The organism is Timonella sp. A28 (assembly GCF_051200815.1).
Lineage (GTDB): Bacteria > Actinomycetota > Actinomycetes > Actinomycetales > Cellulomonadaceae > Timonella.
Window position 1 is genome coordinate 1,098,390 of the sequence record NZ_CP195159.1, and the last position, 22,330, is coordinate 1,120,719.

Consider the following 22,330-nt stretch of genomic DNA (forward strand, 5'->3'; position numbering starts at 1 on the left):
ATCAGTTTGCGTGCTCGGTGCGCAGCGCCTCGGCGTACTGGCGGCCCTTGTAGGTTCCGCAAGTTGGGCACGCAGTGTGCGACAACTTGTCGCCCTTGCACTGCGGGCACGTGGTGAGGTTCGCTGCAGTCGTCTTCCACTGCGAACGACGCGCACGGGTGTTGCTGCGCGACATCTTGCGCTTTGGAACAGCCACGGCTGAGCTCTCTTTCGTCTCGTTGAACAGGCTCTGTAGTGTCGACCACCGTGGGTCGATCACTTCGTGCGAGTGCTCTTCCTCATCTGCCAGACGCACCCCACACTCAGAGCACAATCCCGGGCAGTCCGGTGAACACAACGGTTGAAATGGTAATGCAAAAACGACAGAATCGCGAAGCAGCAGCTCCACATCGATCGTGTCGTCTTCCAACATCACAATCTCTTCGTCCTCTTCAGATTCTTCTTTAGCAGCTTTTGCACGCTCAGGGTAGAAGTACAGTTCTTGGAAATCGACATCAACATCGTCAATGACTTTATCCAAGCAACGTACGCATTCCCCGACCGCTTCACCTGCTACAGATCCGCTGACTAGGACACCCTCAACAACAGACTCAAGTCGAACATCGACATGAAGTGCGTTGCCTTCGGGAATACCAATTACGACCGTTCCGAAACCCTCTGGGGCTGGAAGATCAAAGGCGACCTCACGCATTGACCCCGGGCGACGGCTGAGCTCATGGACATCGAGCGCAAACGGCGAACGTGGATGACCTGCGATGATAATCTCCTTAGCTTCTTCCAACTTCCATACTGAAACACACAGGTGTCACAGCAGGGAATCATCAGTAATCGTGATTGTGACCCCACACGGGGCCAACGATTAATCTTACGCCACTAACTAACCTACGCCAAAGCCCGTCAGGCACCTTTTAAGGTGACACCTAACACAACCTGGCGTTTAAGCAATGGGTGCCTCATCCAAACGCTGAGCAAGTTTGCTGCGTCCAGCCTGCACTTGAGTAAGTAATTTACCTAAATCAATTTCGAACTCAGCAAGCCGCCTATCGCAGTAATCGTCTGCCTCAGCAGTAAGTTTCACTGCTGCTTCTTCGGCCTGAGTAATAAGATCCTGAGCTCGCACTCGCGCCTCAGCAACAATCTGCTGCTGCGAAATAAGTTCTTGAGCACGTTCACGCGCCGCAGCAATAATGTCTTCGGCTTGCGCTTGTGCATCTTCAAACACCACAGACGCATCCGACAACACTTCATCCGCACGGGTCAGCTGCGCAGGCAATGCTTCACGCAACTCATCAAGCAAATCAAGTGCCTCATTACGATTCACAAGCACAGACGACGACATCGGCATCGACCGGGCCCGCTCTATCACATCGGTTAAAGCATCAAGCAGAGCAGGAACACCTAGCTTTTCCCCCTCAACGAAAGTCTCACCAAAATCGTGATCGTTCATGACTGCTCCTTGCCTAAAAACATGTTCTTCTCCCCCATCGACACCACCATCGCGTTATGTACCTTTGGCGGAACCATATCGGCGACATCACCACCAAAACGCATCACGTCCTTCACCAGCGAAGAAGCAATATGGGCATACTGCGGACGCGCATGCATAAATACTGTTTCCACACCAGACAAATGCTGATTCATTAAAGCCATAGGAGTTTCGCCATCGAAATCATTCGAACCCCTAATGCCCTTCACAATTACTTGCGCTCCATGTGCTGCACAAAAATCAACAAGCAACCCAGGAACTTCTGCAACCTCAACATTCGGCACATGCTTAAGTGCATCGCGAGCCAAGTCAAGACGTTGAACCACTGACAATAACGGTGTTTTAGACGAATTCGTTGCAACCCCAACGACCACGCGATCAAAAAGTTGAGCTGCACGCTCAACAATATCTACGTGGCCGAGCGTGATTGGATCAAAAGAACCCGGACAAACTGCAATACTCACACTGCCACGGTAATACAGGTTCGGTTCGTCGGCGTGATTTTTCGTCCTAAAACGACGATGATGGAGTCATGTCCTTCTCGTTTCACGTCCTCGAATCGTCGGAAGAACTCACAGAGTTTTATGACAAGGTGCTCATACCGTCGTTTCCCCAGTCTGAACTCGTCGACCTAGACGAATTTGTTGAATCAGCTAAAAACGGGTTCATCCATGTCATTGGAGCGATCCAAGATAGCGAAATCATTGCTGGTGCAGTCGGCACAGCACCCACCCAAGAAGGTGTCATGCTGCTGCTGTACTTGGCGTTAAAGCCAGGGCTTCGAGGCGGCGGTGTAGGAGGTGAACTACTCGAGCATGCTGTGCACGTGTGGCGTGAATTGTATGCCCCCACAGTGATCATGGCGGAAGTAGAACACCCCAAATATCACAATGCGTCAGAAGGCCACGGAGACCCAGCAGCACGCCTCAGGTTTTATACCCGCCACGGCGGAAAAATCCTCGATATTCCATACTTTCAACCAGCAATCCGCGACGGAGAGCCAGCCGTCCCAGCTCTTATGCTCGTCACGTTATGGGTAGCACCGCAGGCTTACCTCGATGATGAACTCGACCTCATTACCGCGTGGCCATTGCGCGGCGCGCTACGGCGAGAACTCGTGGAAGCGTGCCCCGAAAATTATGCGCCAGCGCTACGCGTAGAAGAATCACTCGCTGGTGATGCTGTGCGCCTTTACGACGCACACGACATCGACCTTGTCTCTGTTGGCTTATTCGATCCGCACCTAGAAACGACCTAGCCGCTACGGTGAGGGAACGTACGGCTGCGGTAGCTCAGGCTCAAAGTAGTAGAGCGTCGTATCCCCGTAGTTGCGCTCAGTGATGAGCCGCCAACTAGGTGGATGAACCGGCTTTGGGCTGCGCGAAGAACGCTCCACGACGATGACCGCATGTTCGTCCACATTAGGTACGAGCGCGTGCAATGTCTCTTGTAATGCTTCCTCGCTGAAGTCGTAAGGAGGATCAAGAAACACCACGTCCCACGGCGTTGATACGGGGCGGGCCGCATAATGCTCTGCCCGATCCACGACGACGCTGACGCCAAGTAATCCTAAAGCCCGTACGTTTGCTTCACACACGCTTGCTGCTACGCGGTGCGCTTCAACAAGTACAACCGCAGCTGCACCTCGGCTTGCTGCTTCTAACCCGAGTGCTCCAGACCCTGCAAAGAGGTCGAGAACTCGGGTGTCTTCCAGTACGTCATAGTGATCAAGCCGCGAGAAAATCGCTTCACGTACGCGTTCGCTCGTTGGTCGGGTCCCCTTAGGCGGAACTTTCAAGGCTCGCCCCCCGGCCGTACCGGCCACGATTCTAGTCATCGAAAAAGTGTAAACAATCTATGCGCGCTCAAGAAACTCTTGGGCTTCTTGATCTAGGTGGTCGTCAATTGCATCACGTAACACTACATGTTTTTCCAAGTGCGGGTCTTTTTCGATAATGTTGTGCGCTTCTTCACGGGCTTGCGCAATGAGGTCAGCGTCTTTAATGACTCTGAGCAGGCGAAGTGTCGAACCGTGTCCTGATTGTGAGGCTCCCAATACGTCACCTTCATGACGTAACTCGAGGTCTGTGGCAGCAAGTTCAAACCCGTCGCGAGTGTTCACGAGCGCTTGTAGCCTGGTGTGTGCGTCGCTTTCCTCCATAGTTGGGGCGACGAGCAGGCACACTCCGGGCAGGTTTCCTCGTCCAATGCGCCCGCGCAGCTGGTGCAGTTGTGAAATACCAAACCGGTCAGCGTCCATGATGATCATCATGGAGGCGCTAGGCACGTCAACGCCCACTTCAATCACTGTCGTTGATACCAAGAGTTGGATGTTTCCTGCAGAAAACTGAGCCATTGCTTCGTCTTTTTCTGCAGGGGTTAGTTTGCCGTGCAATACACCTATTGAAATTCCATGCAATGCTGCTGATTCACGCAATTGTTGCGTGAGGGCTTCTACGCTTACCAATTCTCGAGGCTGCCTAGAGTCTTGGGATAGCTCGAAAAGTTGAGGGTTGTCACTCTCGTCTGTGATGTCACTGTCTTCGTCACTTGCGGATATACGCGAACACACAACATAAACCCTGCGCCCTTGGTCAATCTCTTCGCGGGCGCGATCCCATATTCGGTTCATCCATGTGGGATTATCAGCTGGCACAATGTGTGTGCGCACTTCCGCCCGACCTGCCGGAACCTCATTCAAGGTGGAGACTTCTAAATCTCCAAAGACAGTCATGGCTACGGTGCGCGGAATAGGGGTTGCCGTCATCACCAGCATGTGTGGAACTGTTCGCCCTTTAGCTTTTAACGCATCGCGTTGTTCCACACCAAAACGGTGTTGTTCATCGACAACCACTAGCGACAAGTCTGCGAACTGCACAGAATCGCTTAAGAGCGCGTGCGTGCCAATAATGATTCCTGCTGCTCCGCTTGCAGCGTCAAGCATTGCTTGACGTTTTTCTGCGGTCGATAACGAGCCGGTTAAGAGAACAACTTTTGTGGCGTTCGGTGCGCCACCGAGCATTCCACCTAAGGCGAGGTCACCGAGCATATGTTCGATGCTTCGGGCATGCTGGGCGGCCAGCACTTCGGTTGGTGCCAAGAGCGCTGCTTGCCCTCCACCATCGATAACTTGCAGCATCGCCCGCAACGCGACAATGGTTTTTCCCGAACCAACATCACCTTGCAGTAGACGCTGCATGGGATGTTCTTGTGCAATATCGGTTGAGATTTCTTCGCCTACGCTGACCTGACCAGCAGTCAAAGTGAACGGCAACTGTGTGTCGAACTGTGCGAGGAGTGAATCGTCGCCGCGCGGTAAAGGTCGTGGCGTTGCGGCCAGTTCATGCGTGTGTGCTTTACGACGCAACAACGCACTTTGCACAATGAAGGCTTCTTCAAACCGGAACCGTCTACGTGCATTACGCCAGTGAGTATCACGATGAGGTTGGTGAATCTTGTGGAAAGCGTCAAACAACGTATCGAGTGTGCGTGACTGCCGCACAGTTTCTGGCAGCGGATCAACAACGTCTGTTGGACGCATCTGCCCCAATACTGTGGCTACGCACCGTTCAATACGCCATGTCGGCACCGCAGCGGTGGCTGGATATATTGGGATGGGTCTGCTCGCTACTTCAACTGCGGCATCTTCATCATCAGCATCAACACCAACGATGACGTAGTCTGGGTGCGTCAGCTGACGTTCACCTCTATAGTCGCTGACAGTTCCCGTAAACAGGCCTACCCGACCAGGCCGTAATTTGTCTTCATGTAGCCGTAAGACGCCCGAACGTTTAGCAAAAAACGTCAAGCTGAGCGTATGCGTGCCATCGCTGACTTGAGCGTGCAACATTGCGCCTGAACGCGAGCGCATGTGTCGTACGGTTGCGCTGTGTATGCGGGCTACGACTGTTACGTGTTCGCCGGGTTGTAGTTCGGCAATGTTTGTGAGTGTGCCGGGTTCGGCATATTTTCGAGGATAGTGGCGCAGTAGGTCGCCTGCGGTTTCTAAACCCATTTTTGCTAGCGGTGTTGCTGTGCGTGTGCCTAATAGTTTTGTTAGGGGGCGTTGCATGAATGGTAGGGCTGCTACGTCGGTGTCTGTGAGTGGGGCTCCGGTGGCGTTCATGCGTGCACCCATTCAAGCGAGATTGTTAGGCCTGTTCCTCGTCGTCCTGAGGGCAAGGATATAAGTTCTGCGTTGGGTTGGATGTGTTCGAGGCGGGCTGTGAAGTCTGCGAGTAGGGCTAGGGCACAGTGTGTGTCTGATAGCACGGTGACGATGGGGATCGTGTTGTGGCTGCTGTTGTGCTCGAGGTGTTTTAGGACGTCTTTTTGTAGTTCTTCGTGGGTGGGGTTGTCTAACCGGATCGTTGTGGTTTCGGTGAGGCTGTGTTCGCCGATGCGGGCCAGTTCGTGTTGGCTGCTGTGCGGGTTGTTTGTGCAGGCGAGGTTGAGTGCGGTTACTGCGGCGACTACTTGAGCGTCGTCTGTAGCGGCGATGACTGCTATGTCGGGGTATACGTCGTGCACGCTTTGGGCGAGGTGTTGGGAGTTTGTTATGACGACGGCCCCGTTTCCTGTGCCTTCGCTTAATGCTCTGCCGACGTCTGAGCTGGTGAGTGTGAGGTCTGTTTCGAGCAGAACGATGGCTCCGGTGCGTGCGATGTCTGGGACGAGGCCGGGTGCGGATGTGCACGCGATGATGTCTGCGCTTTTTTGTGTTGGTGTTTTGTGAGTGTGTGTTGTTTGTGAGACTTGCCGGACAAGGTCTCTCACGAGGACTTGTGCGATGGAGTATGTTGTCGCGGTTGCACATGTGTCGTGTGCGGCGTCGAGAGCTGCATGGGGGGTGTCGGTGTGTACGTGAACGTTCCACAGTGCGTTGTGGGTGTGGGTGTATCCGCCGATGACGACGACTGATTCTCCGATGTCTTGGAGTCGGTGGCGTAGGGTGCTGCTTATTGTTTGTGCGTGTTCTTCGTGTGTGGCGGCGTGTAGTAGGAACATGACTTCGAATTCGCCGTCAACGATTGTTTCGTCGTGGAAATCGTGGCTTGTTACGCCGTGGTTGTGGGGGTTTGCTTTACCGTGTGTAGGGCTTGGTTGTTTTGCGCCGTTGGTGTTGTCGTGTGCTGTGTTGTTTTGTAGTGCGGGGGCAACTAGGTCTGAGCGGAATTGTGCGGGTACGTGTGCGATGACGGATTCGAGTGCGGTGAGTACGAGGACTAGTCCGAAGGCTCCAGCGTCTAGTACGTGTGATCGGTTCAGTATGTCTAGGTGCTTAGGTGTTTGTTCTAGGGAGGTGCGGGCCTGTTCTACAGCGTTTCGTATGGTGTCGTGAGTGACGGTGCGGGCCTGTTCCTCAGTGGATGCGTCAGTGTTGTCGTCTGTGTTGCGCACTGGTGACGGGTCTGTGGCACCTGTTGCGGCTGCTTGCGCGATACTGAGGATTGTTCCTTCTACGGGGTCTGCTACTGCCGCGTAGGCGAATTTTTTTGCGCTTTCTAGTGCCGCGGTTAATTGCAGGTGTTCTTCGTGATCAAAAAAGTGTTGTTGTGTTGTTGCATGTGCGAAACCGCGTAGGTATTCGGCCAGGATGATTCCCGAGTTACCGCGGGCGTTAATGAGTGCGCCTTGCGCTACTTCATGTAGTGCTTGTGCTGCTGTGGCTGGTTCTTCTCGTACCAGTTGGCGTGTTCCTCCACGCAGGGTGAGGAGCATGTTGGTGCCGGTGTCTGCGTCTGCTACTGGGAACACGTTGGCTTGGTTTAAGGTGTCGCGGTTGATGTCGAGGAGTTCTGTTGCGAGGTCAAACCATGCGTGTATGTCGTCGACGGTAAGTCCAAAGAGGCTAGTAGCACTTGCCTGCATGAAACACCTCTCTGTATGAACTGCCGTTGAACCTACTTCAGTATGGTCTACGGATCATAGTTCGCGCATCTGACGTGAATGAAGATGTGCAGAAAGTTGTCGGCAGTGTTGTCAGAGCAGGCCCGTAACGTGGCTTAATTCACGCCACATTCTGCTGTTTTCTTGCTGCTTTGAGGCTTTCGTGCGCCATTTTCACGTAGAATGGTGTGCGTTGATGAACGCTGACACTATCGCGTTGAAGCTTTTCATCGTCTATCCAGTGATCTGCAGCACTTGATTTGGGTTACCGGCCTGTGATCGGTTAATCTAGTCAGGTTGCCCTATTCTGGGTATGCGCGGAGTGCCCGCACAGCGGAAGTTAGCAAAAGTTTTTTGCTAATCGCATGGCATGGCTCTCCGTTTGAATTCGTATTAAACAATTGACTTCGCCGCATTAGTTGCGGCGTGCACGACGATCAGGAGAGACCGTGGCTGCTAACTGCGACGTCTGCGCAAAGGGCCCAAGCTTTTGGGCACAGCATCTCGCACTCGCACGTGCGCACGAAGCGCCGTTGGAACCCAAACATCCAGCGCGTTCGCGCAATCGTCAACGGTGCGCCTAAGCGCCTTAACGTTTGCACCTCATGCCTCAAGGCTGGCAAGGTGACTCGCAACATCTGATGTTCTCGGACTAACTATGCGAGTTAGTTCATGAATTTCAAAAAATGGATCCCACATTTGTGGGGTCCATTTTTGTTTGTTTTCATTACCCTCTTACGTATAGTTCGTAGGTAATGCACAAAAGCGTTATGTCTTAAATAGTCACAACTAAAAATCTTCTACCCTGTTTTCGGCTTTTAACTGCTCACCAAACATGGCAATCTGGTGTAATGGCAGACGAACTAGAAGAATTGATTGTCCGCGACGCGAAGTTTGATGATGCTGAAACTATCGCACGTATCCATACGCTTTCATGGCAGCAAGCGTATGCAGGATACGTACCAGCGGCATATCTCAAATCGCTCACCCCGGAAACAAAAACTCCCGTATGGGAAGGCATTTTGCAGCGTGACGACACCACCGTGCTTGTTGCTGAAAACTCTGGACGACTTTTAGGGTTTGTATCGATTGGTCCTGCACCCGATGAGGATGCTGAACCGCAAGACCTCTGCCTATACACGATGTATCTTGATCCTGAAGCGTGGGGTCGTGGCGTTGCCAAGCAGCTGATGTCAGCTGTGAACGCCCTCGTGCCTTCGGGGGCTGCTCTCACACTGTGGGTATTTGATAAAAACGAACGAGCCCGTCGCTTCTACGAACATCACGGTTTTAAACTCGACGGTGTGGAAAAGCTGGAAGAGTTCGCTGGCGAATATCTTCTAGAGTTGCGTTACCGGAAGTGATCCCACCCCAACGCTAGCCCGCCAATGTCGGTTCCCTGAACGGTCACGTATGCACTGTCGCTACGTGGCCGTTTTTCGTGTTCGCCGGCGCACTCTTTGGCTGCATAATGTTCAGTTTGATTGAGTTCTCGCACCGCGCCTATGACGACGAAGCCTTCTGGGAGGACAGTATCTGTTGGGAACGTTGCAAGGATGCCGTGGTCTTCTCCACCTGTTAGCTTCCATTGAAGCTGCTGACGTTTATCCGCCAACATTGTTTCGTCTTGCAGCTCAGACGAATAATCATTCGCGTATTCAACTGGCAGGTTGTCACCGTGCGAAACAATGTCGTGAACGTTCAGTTCAATATGAACGTTGCTGGCACGCGCCATACGTTGCGCATCGAGCAAGAGCCCATCAGAAACATCCATCTGAGCGGTCGCTCCTGCCTGTGCTGCGGCTACACCGGAACGCACAGGCGCTGCTGGACGTTTAAATAATTCTGTTGCTTTAGTGTGAGCGTCTTTACTGCCCATCAGGTCTTCAAAACCTGCTTGAGACCAGCCCAGCAGCCCACAATGCGCAACAACATCTCCGGCTTGCGCGCCTGAACGTAACACGGGAGCAATACCTGCGGGCATGACTCCATGGACAGTCACTGAAATAAAAACGGTCGGCGCGCTCGATAAGTCTCCTCCCACAATCGCTGTTTCCGAATGTGTGCAGGCAGCAGACAATCCGCGAAAGAACTCCTTCACCCACGCTACAGCTGTTGTTTTTGGTAATCCCAGCCCAACAGTCATAGTGATTGGTTGCGCCCCCATCGCCGCAATATCTGCAAGATTCTGCATGGCTGCACGCCAACCAATCTCATAAGCAGAAGACCACTGTCGTTTAAAGTGGACGTCTTCGACGAGGATGTCGGTCGATACAACAAACTGTCCGCTGGGAACAGCCACAACCGCACAGTCGTCGCCCGGGCCTTCCACCACATATGAGTTAGTTGTGAGCAGCGGGAAAACCTGCGCTAACAGTTGTGCCTCGTCTAGGTCGGCTAAAGTCATGTCCACGCACCTCACACTACAGCCCAGCGTTTTTCTCTGGCGAACCCGATATGGTTGCTAGGTGAGTTCTGCTGATTCTTCACTCAAGTCTTTTTCAAACCCTCGCGCAGGTAGTGGGCGACTGCCAGGCAAGGCTGCCGTCGCCCTCCTCGCTGGGACGATGCTACTGGCTGGATGCACGCCCACCATTTCGGTGCGAGCGGGAGTCGACGCAACCGAACCAATCTGCGCAAAAGTAGTCTTGACCCTGCCAGATGAAGTCCTTGGGCAAAAGCGCGTGAAAACGAACTCTCAAGCTACCGCCGCATGGGGTGAGCCCGGATCTGCAATCACATTCACGTGTGGGGTTGAGCCGCCGCAGCCCACAACAGAAGACTGCCAGTCAATTACGGCGCAAGTCTTTGGTGAAGAACAAGTATTTGACTGGATTACAAACAGCACCGACAACGGGTTTACGTTCGTGTCTTATGGACGTTCGCCCGCAATGATGGTTCAGGTTCCAGCGTCCTTGGACACCCCGCAGCCGACTGCAGCGCTCCTAGACGTCGCGTCTGCTGTCGCAAAAGTTGAAGCAACAAGCGCGTGCATTTAAAACCGTGTATTTAAAGGTGTGGTGCCCTGCCAGCGCAGGGCACCACACTCGTTAACGCAAACCTACTGGCCGTTGTAAAGCGAGATCAATGAGTTCGGTTACGAGGTCGCTGTAATTCAATCCTGTGCGTTCCCACATACGTGGATACATTGAAATTGGCGTAAATCCAGGCATCGTGTTGATTTCATTGATGATAATTGAGTTGTCTGGTTGCACAAACACGTCTACTCGAGACAGCCCCTCGCAGCCGAGCGCTTCAAAGGTGTCTATAGCAAGTTGTCGGACTCGTTGTGTGACGTCGTCGGAAAGCTCTGCTGGGCAGGAAAGCTCTACCGCAGCATCATCAAGATACTTAGCTTCAAAGTCGTAGAAGTCGTAGTCTTTTGAGGCGACAGCAACCTCGCCCGGGTATGAGGCACGGGCAGGTGCACCATCTTTGCCACCCAACACAGCACATTCGATTTCTCGACCTTCAAGTCCGGTCTCGACAATCACTTTAGGGTCGTGCTTGTGCGCATATTCCATAGCGGCATCTAGGCCGTCAACCGTTGCTACTTTTGATATTCCCAGCGAGGATCCGGCGCGTGCTGGTTTCACAAAAACAGGGAAATTCAACGCTTCAATCTTTTTTACTACCTCGGCACGGCGAGTAGCCCACTGCCCAGGAAGCACGGTAACGAAAGGTGTGACAGGTATGTCGTGTCCTTGGAGTACGACCTTCATATAGTGCTTGTCCATGCCGACTGCCGAGGCAAAAACGCCGGGGCCAACGTACCGCATATCAGCAAGTTCAAGGAGGCCCTGCAAGGTGCCGTCTTCACCAAAAGGTCCGTGTATGAGTGGGAACACCACGTCTACGCGGCCAAGTGAAGAAATCTCAGTTCCGCGAATCACGCGAATGGTGGAATCATCTGACGAGAACGGAAGGATTACCTCTGTACCGTTATCTGCTACGAAAGGTAGCGAATTGTTTCCGGTTTGTACATCGCTTAATTCGTCGTTCAGGAGCACCCATTTTCCTTGGCGGGTAATACCCACCGGTATAACCTCAAAGCGGGTGCGATCAATTGCCTGCAATACAGATCCAGCTGTAATGCATGAGATAGGGTGCTCACCGGACCTACCACCAAAAAGCACGAGGACTCGTGTCTTGGCGGACGATGATGCGGCAGCCGAGGTAGGCTGCGTCTGGGATGCGGACAAGTTACTCATCGGGTGCGACTTTACCGGAGAAATAGTCGTACGCTCATACACATGAGCGCCCAATCGCATAATGTCACACCCCGAGCATCAAAAAACACCCCATTTTCCGAGAAAAACACGGCAAACAAAACCACAATGGATAATAGTTCCCGACACGAGTCTTTAGCGCCTGAAACTTTGACTGTTGTTTCTGGACGCCCCCGTAAAACCCAAGGCTCCCCCGTTAACCCGCCGATTGTGCTGTCCTCAACATATATCAGCCAAGGTGTTCCGCAGCCTGACGAGTTTCTCTATACCCGAATGGATACAGAAACGTGGCAGCCTTTTGAAGAAGCAGTCAGTTCACTCGAAAACGCGGATCAGCCTTCCGTTGTGTTCAGTTCTGGTATGGCTGCAATAGCGTCGGTTTTATCGTTCATTCCAGATGGCGGAAAACTTGTTGTGCCTCGTCACGCGTACCAAGTAACGCTTGGTTTCGCGCAAGATCTCATCGAGAGGCATAACATACGGGTAGAAAAGATCGACATCGCCGATACCTCGTCTGCAATCAAAGCGTTCGATGAGGCTGATCTTGTTTTCCTTGAGTCACCTACCAACCCCATGCTTGAGGTTGCAGATTTACCTACACTCATTGATGCAGCGCATTCTGCGGGAGCTCTCGTCGCAGTCGATAACACTTTTGCGACTCCCCTACTACAGCAGCCGTTAAGTCTTGGTGCTGACCTTGTTATCCATTCCGCTACAAAATATCTTGCAGGTCATTCCGATGTAGTTCTTGGTGTTGTGGTCACCAATTCGGCGCACCTCGCGCAGACTGTTCGCGCATACCGGACCCTACACGGGTCAATTGCAGGACCGTTTGAGGTGTGGCTTGCCCTACGTGGTTTGCGCACGCTTGCTCTTCGGGTGAATAGCGCTCAAGCAAACGCTCTGGAACTAGCGCAACGCCTGTCACAGCACCCTAAGGTTGCGGCAGTACGTTATCCGGGGCTACCAACTGATCCCGGCCACAAGAACGCTACGGCTCACATGAACGGTTATGGCGCTATTGTGGTTCTTCAGCCGGTAGGAGGCATAGCAGAAGCTGACAGCATGATCAGCCACCTCACCTTGTGGACTCCGGCAACGAGTCTTGGCGGAGTGGAATCAACACTTGAACGGCGACGCAGGTTCTCAACAGAGTCCCCGACCGTTCCAGAAAACCTGATACGCCTTAGCGTCGGCATTGAACACATTGAAGACCTGTGGAATGACCTCAATCAGGCGCTCAACGCGCTTGAGGGGTAACAAAAAAGAGGGCACCTACCTAGTAGGTGCCCTCTTTATGTGGGGTCTCATTACAGGTCGTATTGAGATCCTTCTGCTTTTTGCGGACGAGACAGCAACGCACGTGTCATCTCGTCGACGGGCATACCTTCATGCAGGACGGAGACGACAGCGTTCGTGATAGGCATGTCTACGCCAACGTGTTGTGCCAGCTGCGCCACTGACCGGCACGATTTTGCGCCTTCCGCGGTTCCGCCAGTCACAGCGATTGCTTCTTCTAGCGAGAGTCCTTGCCCAATATGCTTACCGAGCGTGTGGTTACGCGACAGCGGTGATGCACATGTTGCCATGAGGTCGCCCATACCTGCGAGGCCTGGGAACGTCTCCAGTTCTGCACCTAGTTTGAGTCCTAGCCGAGTAATTTCGGCTAAACCACGCGTGATAATTGTGGCTGTGGTGTTGTGTCCAAAGCCTTTTCCTTGGGCCATTCCGACAGCTACTGCAATAACGTTTTTTACTGCTCCGCAGAGTTCCACACCAACAAGATCGTGGTTGGTGTAGGGGCGGAAGTAAGCGTTAGAGCATGCCGCCGCAACTTTGGTTACGTTTGCTGTATCGATACCGGAAACGACTGTTGCGGTGGGCTGTTTAGCTGCGATCTCTGCAGCTAGGTTGGGGCCTGACACAACAACTACTTGCTCAAGGGGAAGATTTAACGCTTCACACAACATTTCGCTCATACGCTGATCTGTGCCGAGTTCGACACCCTTCATCAGCGACACTGCGATGGCACCTTGCGGAATGAAGTCTGCTAATGGTTCAAGAATCGCACGAGCGCTTTGCGAAGGTATTGCAGCGATGACAAGTTCTGCATCGCGCAGGGCATCTTGTGCATTCGTTGTGGCTTTAATGTTGGCGTGCAGGGTGACACCCGGAAGACGCTTTGAATTTGCGTGATTTCCGTTTATTTCTGCGGCGGTTCCAGCGTCGCGCCCCCACATGACGACGTCGCCGCCTGCATCTGCCAAGACTTGTGCGAACGTGGTTCCCCACGCGCCCATTCCAAGAACAGCTGATTTCATATTTTTATCCTCAATAGACGCCCACATCTGCGGGCATTAAGTCTTATGCCGCGGTGTTATGCGCGCGGGTTGAAAAAAGTTGCTGGCGCTGTTTCGCCGCGTTGTTGGGCAACCAATTCTGTAATTGCGGTCATGATGCGGTCTGTTGCTTCGCGAAGTGTTTGTCCGTTCAGGTCGCGGTCATACAGGTCTGACAGGTCAACGGGTTCACCTGCTGCAACATAAAAAGTTTTTCGTGGGAAAATTTTCGGGAATTTTGCTCCCCTTGGCAAAACGTCGAGTTGGCCCCACTGCCCGATAGGAATTACTGGCTTTCTTGTCGTTAAAGCCATACGCGCAACACCTGTGCGCGCTTGCATCGGCCATCCGTCGGGGTCTTTAGTCAGTGTGCCTTCTGGGAAAACAGCGATACAAAAGCCGCGGTCAAGTAGGTCACCAGAAATTTCTAAGCTCTTCGCGGCTTTCGCGGTGCCACGAAAAACAGGGATCATGTTGAGCCTGTTCATAAAGATTTTCAGCACGGGTACGCGAAACAGTGATTCTTTGGCCAAGATGCGGGCTGGCCGGTCGGCGTCGTACAGGTAATGCGCCAACATGAGTGGATCTATGGGCGAAGCGTGGTTCGCTGCGACGATGATTCCACCGCTGTCTGGAATGTTGTCTACTCCATTCCATTTCCGACGAGCGATCGCAAACATAATCGGACGAACAATAACCGCCGCAACCCTATACAACAAGTTCTTTCCCGGGTTTAACGGAGCGCTTAAAAACTCCGCTGCGGGGCCTTCAACTGGTGTATTCACCGAACTAGACTACCGCGAATAGCGTGACTCTTTATGTCCTTAGGTACGTGATTTAACACAAAGTGGGCACCTGTCCTCATCAGACAGGTGCCCACTTTTTATGTTTAATAACGCGCGTTATTCCATTTCAAACTTTGCGCCGAGAGCTTCAAGTTTTCCGCGGAAGTTTTCATATCCACGATCGATGAGGTTGATGCCTTTCACTGAGGATCGGCCTTCAGCAGCAAGCGCTGCAATCAGGTGCGAGAACCCTCCGCGCAGGTCAGGAACTTCAATGTTTGCTGCTTTAAGTGGTGTTGGTCCAGCGATTACTGCAGAGTGGTGGAAGTTTCGCTGTCCAAATCGGCAGTCTCGTCCACCTAAGCATTCTTTGTATACCTGGATGTGTGCGCCCATACCGTTGAGCGCTTCAGTAAATCCAAAGCGGTTTTCATATACGGTTTCGTGGACGATGCTCAAACCTTTAGCTTGGGTGAGTGCAACGACTAATGGCTGCTGCCAGTCAGTCATAAAGCCTGGGTGTACGTCTGTTTCGAGGACGATGGATTTGAGTTCCCCACCTGGGTGGTAGAACCTGATGCCGTTGTCTTCAACATCGAATTCACCGCCGACCTTACGGAAGGTGTTCAGGAAGGCAGTCATTTCGGGTTGGGTTGCGCCTTTAACAAAAACGTCACCGCGAGTAGCAAGTGCTGCTGATGCCCATGATGCTGCTTCGATCCGGTCGGCCAACGCAGTGTGTGAGTATCCGCGTAGGGTTGGGACACCTTCAATGCGGATGACACGGTCTGTGTCCACGGAGATGATGGCACCCATCTTTTGCAGCACGTTAATCAAGTCCATGATTTCTGGCTCGATTGCTGCGTTTGATAGTTCAGTGATGCCTTCTGCTCGTACTGCAGTGAGGAGGAGTTGCTCTGTTGCGCCTACTGATGGGTAAGGCAACGAAATTTTGGTTCCTTTGAGGCCGTTAGGCGCCGAAAGGACAATCCCGTTTGGTCGCTTATCTACGACTGCACCAAAGTCACGAAGGATGTTGAGGTGGAAGTCGATGGGACGGTCGCCGATTCGGCATCCGCCGAGGTCTGGGATGAAAGCTTCACCTAAACGGTGGAGTAATGGTCCGCAGAAAAGGATGGGGATACGGCTTGATCCTGCGTGTGCGTCGATGTCTGCAACATGCGCGGATTCAACATTGCTTGGGTCAAGTTTGAGGATGCCTGCTTCAATGTCGTAGTCGACTTTGACTCCGTGGAGTTCTAGTAGGCCAGAAACGACGTGAACGTCACGGATGTTTGGAACGTTGCGTAATTCTGAGGGTGTTTCTCCAAGCAGAGCTGCAACCATTGCTTTGGAAACAAAGTTCTTTGCACCGCGAACGGTGATTGTTCCGTTCAGTGGTGTTCCGCCGTGAACGTAGATCATATCTGTCATGTATTAATCGTCGCCTATCTCGCTGCCGATTGCCTAACTTGGCAAAGGGGTTCTTTATACCTTTGCCTAATGAACACAAAAGTGGTTATGCGCATTCCGTGCGGCCCCACTCTACGCCTTTTTGCCTGTGTTGCCACGGGTACGAATACCTATGAAGGGTATGCCACTTGGCGAATATTTCCTAGGTTGGTTTCGTCACTCGATGTGGTGACCTGCACATTTATTATGTGTGGTGGTGACTTGTGTTGCGTTGAGGCGCAATGAAAGGGAGCCTGCCGCACTCAAAACGAGTGTGGCAGGCTCCCTTTAACTGTGTGGGGTCTTCTTATTCGACTGGCCGCGCTGCCTCAATGTGCACTTTTGGTTCGTGCTTTGCAGGCAGGGTTTTTGGACGCCAGTTAGCACGGTGCGTCTCAAACTCGGTGATGTCGCCTTCGTTTTGGAGGGTCAGCCCGATGTCGTCGAGGCCTTCCATGAGGCGCCAGCGAGTGTAGTCGTCAATGTGGAATTGGACGGTTACGTCGCCTGCTGATGCTGTGCGGTTTTCGAGGTCTACTGTGATTTCTGTTCCAGGGTTTTCTTCTAGGATTTTCCACAGCAGTTCGATGTCTTCTTGTGCGCATATTCCGGCAACAAGCCCTTGTTTGCCTGAGTTTCCGCGGAAGATGTCTGCGAATCGTGAGGAAAGAACAACGCGGAAGCCGTAGTCTTTCAGAGCCCACACTGCGTGTTCACGTGACGATCCGGTACCGAAATCTGGACCAGCGACAAGTACTGAACCTGACGTGTACGCCTCTTGGTTGAGCACGAATTCTGGGTCGTTGCGCCATGCTGAGAAGAGTGCATCTTCAAAGCCTGTACGGGTGACTCGTTTGAGGTAAACCGCTGGGATGATTTGGTCTGTGTCTACGTTGGACCGACGCAGTGGAACACCAATGCCTGTGTGCTTAATAAACTTTTCCATGGTTTTGTTTCTCTTTCCGGCGCGTCGATCAGGCGTTTACAAGCTCAGCGTCTTGTTTAAGGTCTGCTGGCGATGACAAAGTTCCACGAATGGCAGTAGCTGCTGCTACAAGTGGTGACACAAGGTGTGTACGTCCACCCTTACCTTGGCGTCCTTCAAAGTTACGGTTGGACGTTGACGCTGCGCGTTCTCCTGGCTTGAGCTGGTCTGGGTTCATACCGAGGCACATTGAGCAGCCTGCGTTACGCCATTCTGCACCGAAGTCTTTAAAGACTTGGTCGAGTCCTTCTGCTTCTGCTTGGAGACGCACACGTGCCGATCCCGGAACGACAAGAACACGTACGTCGTCGTGCTTCTTTTGGCCTTTGATGATGTCGACAACTGCACGGAGGTCTTCGATGCGTCCGTTTGTGCAGGAACCAATGAATACAGTATCGACTTTGACATCACGCAGTGGAGCACCTGGGGTCAGGCCCATGTATTCGATTGCGCGTTCTGCTGCTACACGTTCTGTCTCGTCAGCGATTTCTGCTGGCACTGGAACGTTTGCGGAAAGCGGGAGGCCTTGCCCTGGGTTTGTTCCCCATGTGACGAATGGTTCGATGTCTTTTGCTTCGAGGTCGACGATTGCGTCGAACACAGCGTCTTCGTCTGTTTTGAGGGTTGACCAGTATTCAACGGCTGCATCCCAGTCGGCTCCTTCTGGAGCGTGTGGGCGGCCTTTGAGGTAGTCGAATGTGGTGTGGTCTGGAGCGATCATTCCAGCGCGGGCACCGGCTTCGATGGACATGTTGCAGATCGTCATGCGACCTTCCATCGAAAGTTTACGGATTGCTTCACCGCGGTATTCCAGAACGTAGCCCTGTCCGCCACCGGTGCCGATCTTCGCGATGATTGCGAGGATGATGTCTTTCGCTGTTGACCCTTCAGGAAGATCACCGTTGATGTTGATTGCCATTGTTTTAAATGGCTGCAACGGAAGTGTTTGTGTGGCAAGCACGTGTTCAACTTCGGAGGTGCCGATACCGAACGCCAACGCACCGAAAGCACCGTGCGTTGAAGTGTGAGAATCGCCACACACTACGGTGAGGCCTGGCATGGTCAGTCCAAGTTGTGGGCCCACAACGTGCACGATTCCTTGGTCCGCGTCACCCAAAGAGTGGATGCGAACGCCGAACTCTTTTGCGTTATTACGCAGAGTGTCGATCTGCGTGCGGGACGTCAAATCGGCGATAGGACGGTCAATGTTGAGGGTTGGAGTGTTGTGGTCTTCGGTAGCAATCGTGAGGTCAGGGCGTCGAACTTGCCGTCCAGCAAGGCGCAAACCCTCGAATGCTTGCGGAGAGGTGACCTCGTGTACGAGGTGTAGATCAATGTAGAGAAGGTCTGGAGATCCGTCAGTGCCACGACGCACGAGGTGAGCGTCCCATACCTTTTCTGCCAGGGTGCCGGCCATGGTTTTTCCTCTCTTATCCGCCTAGAACCTACATCTGCGGAACTTTCTGGGGGGTCTATTCGGAGAGTCTACTTGCATTCTCGACACTTGAGACTGCAATATCAATACATGGACAATTCTAGTGGAGTCGGCGTACTCGATAAAGCAGCTGCCGTTCTTGGCGCTCTTGAAGCAGGGCCAGCCACCCTGGCACAACTTGTGGCAGCAACACACCTAGCGCGACCAACTGCGCACCGTCTGGCAGTTGCGCTAGAACATCACCGTCTTGTCACCCGCGATATGCAAGGACGTTTCATCCTTGGGCCTCGCCTCAATGAACTAGCTACCGCAGCAGGCGAAGACCGACTGTTAGCCGCAGCAAACCCTGTACTTGCAGCGCTTCGCGACCACACAGGCGAAAGCGCTCAACTGTACCGACGCCAAGGCGACCAACGTATTTGCGTTGCCGCTGCAGAACGCCCAGTCGGTTTACGAGATTCCATCCCCGTTGGTGCGACTCTCACGATGCAAGCAGGATCTGCTGCTCAAATCCTACTCGCTTGGGAAGAACCTGACCGCCTACACCGAGGATTGCAGGGATCTAAATTCACTGCAACCATTCTTTCTGGTGTGCGTCGTCGCGGTTGGGCGCAGTCCGTGTCAGAGCGTGAAGTGGGTGTAGCGTCTGTTTCTGCCCCGGTTCGTGGCCCTTCGGGTCGCATCGTTGCCGCAGTATCTATCTCTGGACCGGTAGAGAGGTTAAGCCGTCAACCAGGCCGCTTGCATGCCGGATCGGTTGTTGCAGCAGCTAATCGCCTCACCGAAGTGCTGCGTCGAGCGGGCGAAGACTCGCGTAACAGTTAGAAAAATAAAGAAAGCCACTCAGTTTCCTGAGTGGCTTTCTTTAGTGGTACCCCCAACGGGATTCGAACCCGTGATACCGCCGTGAGAGGGCGGCGTACTAGGCCGCTATACTATGGGGGCTTGTCACAACTACGCTAAGCGCGTTTTCGACTTCGTAAGTTTATCCTGACCGCTACCCCATCACGCAACTTTCAAACCTATGATCAAGCACACATAGCAAAATGTGCACTCTTCACGGGTAGATACATCAAAAGCCACTCAGTTTCCTGAGTGGCTTTCTTTAGTGGTACCCCCAACGGGATTCGAACCCGTGATACCGCCGTGAGAGGGCGGCGTACTAGGCCGCTATACTATGGGGGCTTGTCACAACTACGCTAAGCGCGTTTTCGACTTCGTAAGTTTATCCTGACGGCTACCCCATCACGCAACTTTCAAACCTATGATCAAGCACACAGGCCTAGTTTGTCGCCTCTAAAAACTCCCTGTAACTGTCAAGCACGTGCTCGCCAAACAAAGCTCGCGGCCAAAAAATTGCAGTGACTGCACCGATAAAAGCGGATTCTTCAACGCGCGGTTTTGCCATCGAATGCACTGCATCAAAATATGTCACGGTGAGTTTCTCGCCAAAAGCATCGCGGTATACGCGTTCGGTCTCTGCTATATCAACGTTGCGATCATGCTCAGCGGCCATAAGAAAAACAGGGATGTCACGCTCCGCTGCCGCGTGTAGATCTTCGGTTGCATCTGACATCATGTTCTTTCGCGCAAATTCCCAGCGCTCAGCAGACATGTGTGACTCGTCCATCTCGATGGCCGTGTACTCGTCGTAACCTGTTGAGCTCTTTAGCAGGTCTCGAACGCGGTCGCTGTGAGCGATCGCTGCGTCACGTTCAATTTGTGTCGCACCGGCATGGTCTAATTCCGCATGCAGGTTGTAACGTCCTTGATCCAGCCAATTAACTGCGGTACCCACAGCGATCATTCCATCGATATCGGTACGTTGCGCAACAACTTGCGGCATGACCCAACCAGCTTGACTCGCTCCCCACAATGCGATGTGTTCGGTAGGGATTTCTGACTGCGTATGGGCCCAATCAAGTACGTCGTGCACTTCTTGTGCTCGATCGTCCATGGATTGGTTGAGCCAGTTGCCGTCAGATCCAGCGACCCCTGGCTTACTCCAAGAAACGGTCGCAAAGCCTGCATCAGCGGCAGCTTCAAACCATGGTGCATAAAAGTCGTTATGTGTCGCGTTTATTGGGCCATCTCCATGCACCATAATGACGAGCCCCTTGGCTGGCGCACCTGCTGGTTTCGCATACACGCCTTCTAGATATCCGTCTGCACTAGGTATTTGTATTTTTGTTTGGGCATACCTGTAATCGTTGCCGACGATAAACACTGTTACTGCGGCAAGGATGAGGGTGCATGCTGCGGCTGTTGCGATAAAAACCCGACGCTTAACTTTCTTTTTATTCACGTTCGTATAATACATGATATAAATTTCTCATGAAGGAAACACACATAAGTCAAGGATTTGCCGAAGAAGAACGCAACGAAGTAGGAAGCATCTATTGGGAGGCCTTCCACAAAAAATTCCGCCACGCATTCCCCAACCACGACATCGGAAAAAGTGCCATCCAACAAGCAATGAGCCCCGACCACGTACTCGTAGCTCGCACAGATGGAAAAGTCTCAGGAGTATGCGGCTTCTATGAAAACGGAACCGGCGCTCTTGACCTCTCATGGGCTCTACTCACACAACTGATGCCCACCAGCCAAGCACTCAAGGCCGCCCTCGTTCTTGGCATGCTGTCACGCAACGAAAAGAAACCAATCCTCGTCTTAGATGGAATCTGTGTGTCATCAACGCACAGAAGTTTAGGTATAGGGTCAGCACTACTTGCTGCCACAATTGAACGAGCACGCAACACCAACCAACGCGCCGTACGACTCTCCGTCATCAACACAAACCCACGGGCAGAAGCGCTATATCGTCGAGAAGGATTCCAGCCGACAACCACACGCGCGCTAGGCCCCTTCAGCCGACTATACGGATTCACCCACTACACGATCATGGAAAAACCAACACACTCATGACCGAAGCAATATCGCCCCGCACCGTCATTGAAGGCTTTCTCCAGCCAGAACACCCCACCGCACTGAACGTTGTCTTTGACGCGGCAAACCATGTGGGGATCCCCGATCAACCCATCCGGCTTGCATTACGGCGCATGATCGCGGCAGGCGATATTGAACAAGTGGGCCGAGGCCGCTCAGGAAAAATCACACTCACCCCAAGCGGAAAATCACGGCTACTCCGCGACCGCATCGCATTACAGTTCGCCTTCGACCAAGACAACCACACAACAACGTGGGACGGCACCTGGAAACTCTTAGCTTTTAAGCGCACCAGAAAATAAGCGCTCAATACGCGACGCACTACGCAGAGAAATCGTCATGATCGGCGGCGCGCCCATCTCAACGGGACTCTATGTGAGCCCACACAACCTCAGCGACCTATTCCCCGATTCGGTGAAACCCTACCTTGTGACAGCCACAGCACAAGACCTCAACATTCGAGGACTCACAGACCCGCACGCTATAGCAGAAGAACTCTGGCCAGCACAGCACGTCATCGACCTCTACCACGTATTAACGGACGCACTCGAAGCAGACAACCCCGCAGAACAACCTTTTGTCCGTCAACTAAAACTTGCTGACGCACTCGAACGCGTCCTGCGAATTGACCCGCTCATCCCCCTAGAACTACGCACCCAACCATGGCCGCCCAGCGAGATCAGAAAACAATGGATACGCACCTGGCACACAACACTCACAGGAGCCGAAGACACCCACGTCTTCGCAGGATGGATCACAGAAAACTAACGCCCACTGCCCATTT

The 22,330-nt window shown here is 52.9% G+C and carries 22 protein-coding genes, 2 tRNA genes and 1 pseudogene; 9 read left to right on the top strand and 16 right to left on the bottom strand.

The window, feature by feature from the left end; all coding sequences use genetic code 11:
- Position 1: 1 nt before the first annotated feature.
- The 3 genes from rpmF to coaD form a co-directional block, all read right to left on the bottom strand.
- The gene (gene rpmF / locus ACR9EC_RS05195) at positions 2–781 is read right to left on the bottom strand and encodes a 50S ribosomal protein L32 (RefSeq protein ID WP_435300434.1); all 780 of its coding nucleotides are present in this window, start codon (positions 779–781) and stop codon (positions 2–4) included.
- Positions 782–937: 156 nt separating this feature from the next.
- Entirely contained in the window at positions 938–1,447 is a 510-nt protein-coding gene (locus tag ACR9EC_RS05200) for a hypothetical protein (protein WP_435300435.1), read from the bottom strand.
- Complete coding sequence (gene coaD / locus ACR9EC_RS05205; protein WP_435300436.1) at positions 1,444–1,950, bottom strand: pantetheine-phosphate adenylyltransferase; 507 nt, start codon at positions 1,948–1,950, stop codon at positions 1,444–1,446. The genes ACR9EC_RS05200 and coaD overlap by 4 nt, the downstream gene beginning before the upstream one ends.
- Before the next feature lie 68 nt (positions 1,951–2,018).
- On the opposite strand from coaD, the gene ACR9EC_RS05210 reads away from it, so the two are divergent.
- The gene (locus tag ACR9EC_RS05210) at positions 2,019–2,744 is read left to right on the top strand and encodes a GNAT family N-acetyltransferase (protein WP_435300437.1); all 726 of its coding nucleotides are present in this window, start codon (positions 2,019–2,021) and stop codon (positions 2,742–2,744) included.
- A gap of 3 nt (positions 2,745–2,747) precedes the next feature.
- On the opposite strand, the gene rsmD is transcribed toward ACR9EC_RS05210, so the two are convergent.
- The 3 genes from rsmD to ACR9EC_RS05225 are packed head-to-tail and all read right to left on the bottom strand — an operon-like array spanning position 2,748 to position 7,357.
- A complete protein-coding gene (gene rsmD / locus ACR9EC_RS05215; protein WP_435300438.1) occupies positions 2,748–3,323 on the bottom strand; it encodes a 16S rRNA (guanine(966)-N(2))-methyltransferase RsmD in 576 nt (191 codons plus the stop codon).
- Positions 3,324–3,341: 18 nt separating this feature from the next.
- Positions 3,342–5,612, bottom strand: coding sequence for an ATP-dependent DNA helicase RecG (locus ACR9EC_RS05220; RefSeq protein ID WP_435300439.1), 2,271 nt, complete (start codon positions 5,610–5,612; stop codon positions 3,342–3,344).
- Complete coding sequence (locus ACR9EC_RS05225; protein WP_435300440.1) at positions 5,609–7,357, bottom strand: DAK2 domain-containing protein; 1,749 nt, start codon at positions 7,355–7,357, stop codon at positions 5,609–5,611. Before ACR9EC_RS05225 ends, ACR9EC_RS05220 begins: the two co-directional genes overlap by 4 nt.
- Before the next feature lie 467 nt (positions 7,358–7,824).
- On the opposite strand from ACR9EC_RS05225, the pseudogene rpmB reads away from it, so the two are divergent.
- Both rpmB and ACR9EC_RS05235 read left to right on the top strand, forming a co-directional pair.
- A pseudogene (rpmB, locus tag ACR9EC_RS05230) lies at positions 7,825–8,017 on the top strand (50S ribosomal protein L28).
- Between the two features lie 209 nt (positions 8,018–8,226).
- Positions 8,227–8,739: a GNAT family N-acetyltransferase gene (locus tag ACR9EC_RS05235; protein ID WP_435300441.1), complete on the top strand. Its 513-nt coding sequence runs from the start codon at positions 8,227–8,229 to the stop codon at positions 8,737–8,739.
- Here the strand turns inward: ACR9EC_RS05235 and thiL are convergent.
- A complete protein-coding gene (thiL, locus tag ACR9EC_RS05240) occupies positions 8,727–9,782 on the bottom strand; it encodes a thiamine-phosphate kinase (protein ID WP_435300442.1) in 1,056 nt (351 codons plus the stop codon). The two genes, ACR9EC_RS05235 and thiL, sit on opposite strands and share 13 nt — an antisense overlap.
- A gap of 61 nt (positions 9,783–9,843) precedes the next feature.
- On the opposite strand from thiL, the gene ACR9EC_RS05245 reads away from it, so the two are divergent.
- A complete protein-coding gene (locus tag ACR9EC_RS05245) occupies positions 9,844–10,374 on the top strand; it encodes a DUF3515 family protein (protein WP_435300443.1) in 531 nt (176 codons plus the stop codon).
- A gap of 51 nt (positions 10,375–10,425) precedes the next feature.
- Here ACR9EC_RS05245 and ACR9EC_RS05250 read toward each other — a convergent pair whose 3' ends face one another.
- A complete protein-coding gene (locus ACR9EC_RS05250) occupies positions 10,426–11,586 on the bottom strand; it encodes a D-alanine--D-alanine ligase family protein (protein ID WP_435300444.1) in 1,161 nt (386 codons plus the stop codon).
- Between the two features lie 126 nt (positions 11,587–11,712).
- On the opposite strand from ACR9EC_RS05250, the gene ACR9EC_RS05255 reads away from it, so the two are divergent.
- A complete protein-coding gene (locus tag ACR9EC_RS05255; protein WP_435300445.1) occupies positions 11,713–12,864 on the top strand; it encodes a trans-sulfuration enzyme family protein in 1,152 nt (383 codons plus the stop codon).
- A gap of 50 nt (positions 12,865–12,914) precedes the next feature.
- Here the strand turns inward: ACR9EC_RS05255 and ACR9EC_RS05260 are convergent, their stop codons facing one another.
- The 5 genes from ACR9EC_RS05260 to leuC form a co-directional block, all read right to left on the bottom strand.
- Positions 12,915–13,925, bottom strand: coding sequence for an NAD(P)H-dependent glycerol-3-phosphate dehydrogenase (locus ACR9EC_RS05260; RefSeq protein ID WP_435300446.1), 1,011 nt, complete (start codon positions 13,923–13,925; stop codon positions 12,915–12,917).
- Positions 13,926–13,981: 56 nt separating this feature from the next.
- The gene (locus tag ACR9EC_RS05265) at positions 13,982–14,728 is read right to left on the bottom strand and encodes a lysophospholipid acyltransferase family protein (protein WP_435300447.1); all 747 of its coding nucleotides are present in this window, start codon (positions 14,726–14,728) and stop codon (positions 13,982–13,984) included.
- Positions 14,729–14,845: 117 nt separating this feature from the next.
- Positions 14,846–16,162, bottom strand: coding sequence for a UDP-N-acetylglucosamine 1-carboxyvinyltransferase (gene murA / locus ACR9EC_RS05270; protein ID WP_435300448.1), 1,317 nt, complete (start codon positions 16,160–16,162; stop codon positions 14,846–14,848).
- 325 nt (positions 16,163–16,487) lie between these two features.
- On the bottom strand, positions 16,488–17,126 hold the full coding sequence (gene leuD / locus ACR9EC_RS05275) for a 3-isopropylmalate dehydratase small subunit (protein ID WP_435300449.1): 639 nt from the start codon (positions 17,124–17,126) through the stop codon (positions 16,488–16,490).
- 28 nt (positions 17,127–17,154) lie between these two features.
- Entirely contained in the window at positions 17,155–18,582 is a 1,428-nt protein-coding gene (gene leuC, locus ACR9EC_RS05280) for a 3-isopropylmalate dehydratase large subunit (protein ID WP_435300450.1), read from the bottom strand.
- A 108-nt stretch (positions 18,583–18,690) separates the two neighbouring features.
- Here leuC and ACR9EC_RS05285 point away from each other — a divergent pair, with 108 nt between their 5' ends.
- Entirely contained in the window at positions 18,691–19,425 is a 735-nt protein-coding gene (locus tag ACR9EC_RS05285; protein ID WP_435300451.1) for an IclR family transcriptional regulator, read from the top strand.
- Between the two features lie 44 nt (positions 19,426–19,469).
- Here the strand turns inward: ACR9EC_RS05285 and ACR9EC_RS05290 are convergent.
- The 3 genes from ACR9EC_RS05290 to ACR9EC_RS05300 form a co-directional block, all read right to left on the bottom strand.
- Positions 19,470–19,545 (bottom strand) — tRNA-Glu (locus ACR9EC_RS05290).
- Between the two features lie 164 nt (positions 19,546–19,709).
- Positions 19,710–19,785, bottom strand: a tRNA-Glu gene (locus ACR9EC_RS05295).
- A 97-nt stretch (positions 19,786–19,882) separates the two neighbouring features.
- A complete protein-coding gene (locus ACR9EC_RS05300; protein WP_435300452.1) occupies positions 19,883–20,905 on the bottom strand; it encodes an alpha/beta hydrolase family protein in 1,023 nt (340 codons plus the stop codon).
- A 29-nt stretch (positions 20,906–20,934) separates the two neighbouring features.
- On the opposite strand from ACR9EC_RS05300, the gene ACR9EC_RS05305 reads away from it, so the two are divergent.
- Genes ACR9EC_RS05305 through ACR9EC_RS05315 form a run of 3 tightly spaced genes read left to right on the top strand, consistent with a single transcriptional unit; the run spans position 20,935 to position 22,314 of the window.
- Positions 20,935–21,525, top strand: coding sequence for a GNAT family N-acetyltransferase (locus tag ACR9EC_RS05305; RefSeq protein ID WP_435300453.1), 591 nt, complete (start codon positions 20,935–20,937; stop codon positions 21,523–21,525).
- Positions 21,522–21,848 (top strand): hypothetical protein, encoded by a 327-nt coding sequence (locus ACR9EC_RS05310; RefSeq protein ID WP_435300454.1) that lies wholly within the window; start codon positions 21,522–21,524, stop codon positions 21,846–21,848. Before ACR9EC_RS05305 ends, ACR9EC_RS05310 begins: the two co-directional genes overlap by 4 nt.
- 37 nt (positions 21,849–21,885) lie before the next feature.
- Entirely contained in the window at positions 21,886–22,314 is a 429-nt protein-coding gene (locus tag ACR9EC_RS05315) for a PaaX family transcriptional regulator C-terminal domain-containing protein (RefSeq protein ID WP_435300455.1), read from the top strand.
- The last annotated feature ends 16 nt before the right edge of the window (positions 22,315–22,330 follow it).

Excerpts from the sequence above, each read along its gene's own strand:
- leuC (WP_435300450.1), bottom strand. The coding sequence starts at position 18,582 with ATGGCCGGCACCCTGGCAGAAAAGGTATGGGACGCTCACCTCGTGCGT.
- murA (WP_435300448.1), bottom strand. The coding sequence starts at position 16,162 with ATGACAGATATGATCTACGTTCACGGCGGAACACCACTGAACGGAACA.
- ACR9EC_RS05250 (WP_435300444.1), bottom strand. The coding sequence starts at position 11,586 with ATGAGTAACTTGTCCGCATCCCAGACGCAGCCTACCTCGGCTGCCGCA.
- ACR9EC_RS05315 (WP_435300455.1), top strand. The coding sequence starts at position 21,886 with ATGATCGGCGGCGCGCCCATCTCAACGGGACTCTATGTGAGCCCACAC.
- ACR9EC_RS05305 (WP_435300453.1), top strand. The coding sequence starts at position 20,935 with ATGAAGGAAACACACATAAGTCAAGGATTTGCCGAAGAAGAACGCAAC.
- ACR9EC_RS05310 (WP_435300454.1), top strand. The coding sequence starts at position 21,522 with ATGACCGAAGCAATATCGCCCCGCACCGTCATTGAAGGCTTTCTCCAG.
- leuD (WP_435300449.1), bottom strand. The coding sequence starts at position 17,126 with ATGGAAAAGTTTATTAAGCACACAGGCATTGGTGTTCCACTGCGTCGG.
- ACR9EC_RS05225 (WP_435300440.1), bottom strand. The coding sequence starts at position 7,357 with ATGCAGGCAAGTGCTACTAGCCTCTTTGGACTTACCGTCGACGACATA.
- ACR9EC_RS05255 (WP_435300445.1), top strand. The coding sequence starts at position 11,713 with ATGGATAATAGTTCCCGACACGAGTCTTTAGCGCCTGAAACTTTGACT.
- ACR9EC_RS05210 (WP_435300437.1), top strand. The coding sequence starts at position 2,019 with ATGTCCTTCTCGTTTCACGTCCTCGAATCGTCGGAAGAACTCACAGAG.
- ACR9EC_RS05260 (WP_435300446.1), bottom strand. The coding sequence starts at position 13,925 with ATGAAATCAGCTGTTCTTGGAATGGGCGCGTGGGGAACCACGTTCGCA.
- ACR9EC_RS05200 (WP_435300435.1), bottom strand. The coding sequence starts at position 1,447 with ATGAACGATCACGATTTTGGTGAGACTTTCGTTGAGGGGGAAAAGCTA.
- rsmD (WP_435300438.1), bottom strand. The coding sequence starts at position 3,323 with ATGACTAGAATCGTGGCCGGTACGGCCGGGGGGCGAGCCTTGAAAGTT.
- ACR9EC_RS05220 (WP_435300439.1), bottom strand. The coding sequence starts at position 5,612 with ATGAACGCCACCGGAGCCCCACTCACAGACACCGACGTAGCAGCCCTA.
- thiL (WP_435300442.1), bottom strand. The coding sequence starts at position 9,782 with ATGACTTTAGCCGACCTAGACGAGGCACAACTGTTAGCGCAGGTTTTC.
- ACR9EC_RS05285 (WP_435300451.1), top strand. The coding sequence starts at position 18,691 with ATGGACAATTCTAGTGGAGTCGGCGTACTCGATAAAGCAGCTGCCGTT.
- ACR9EC_RS05235 (WP_435300441.1), top strand. The coding sequence starts at position 8,227 with ATGGCAGACGAACTAGAAGAATTGATTGTCCGCGACGCGAAGTTTGAT.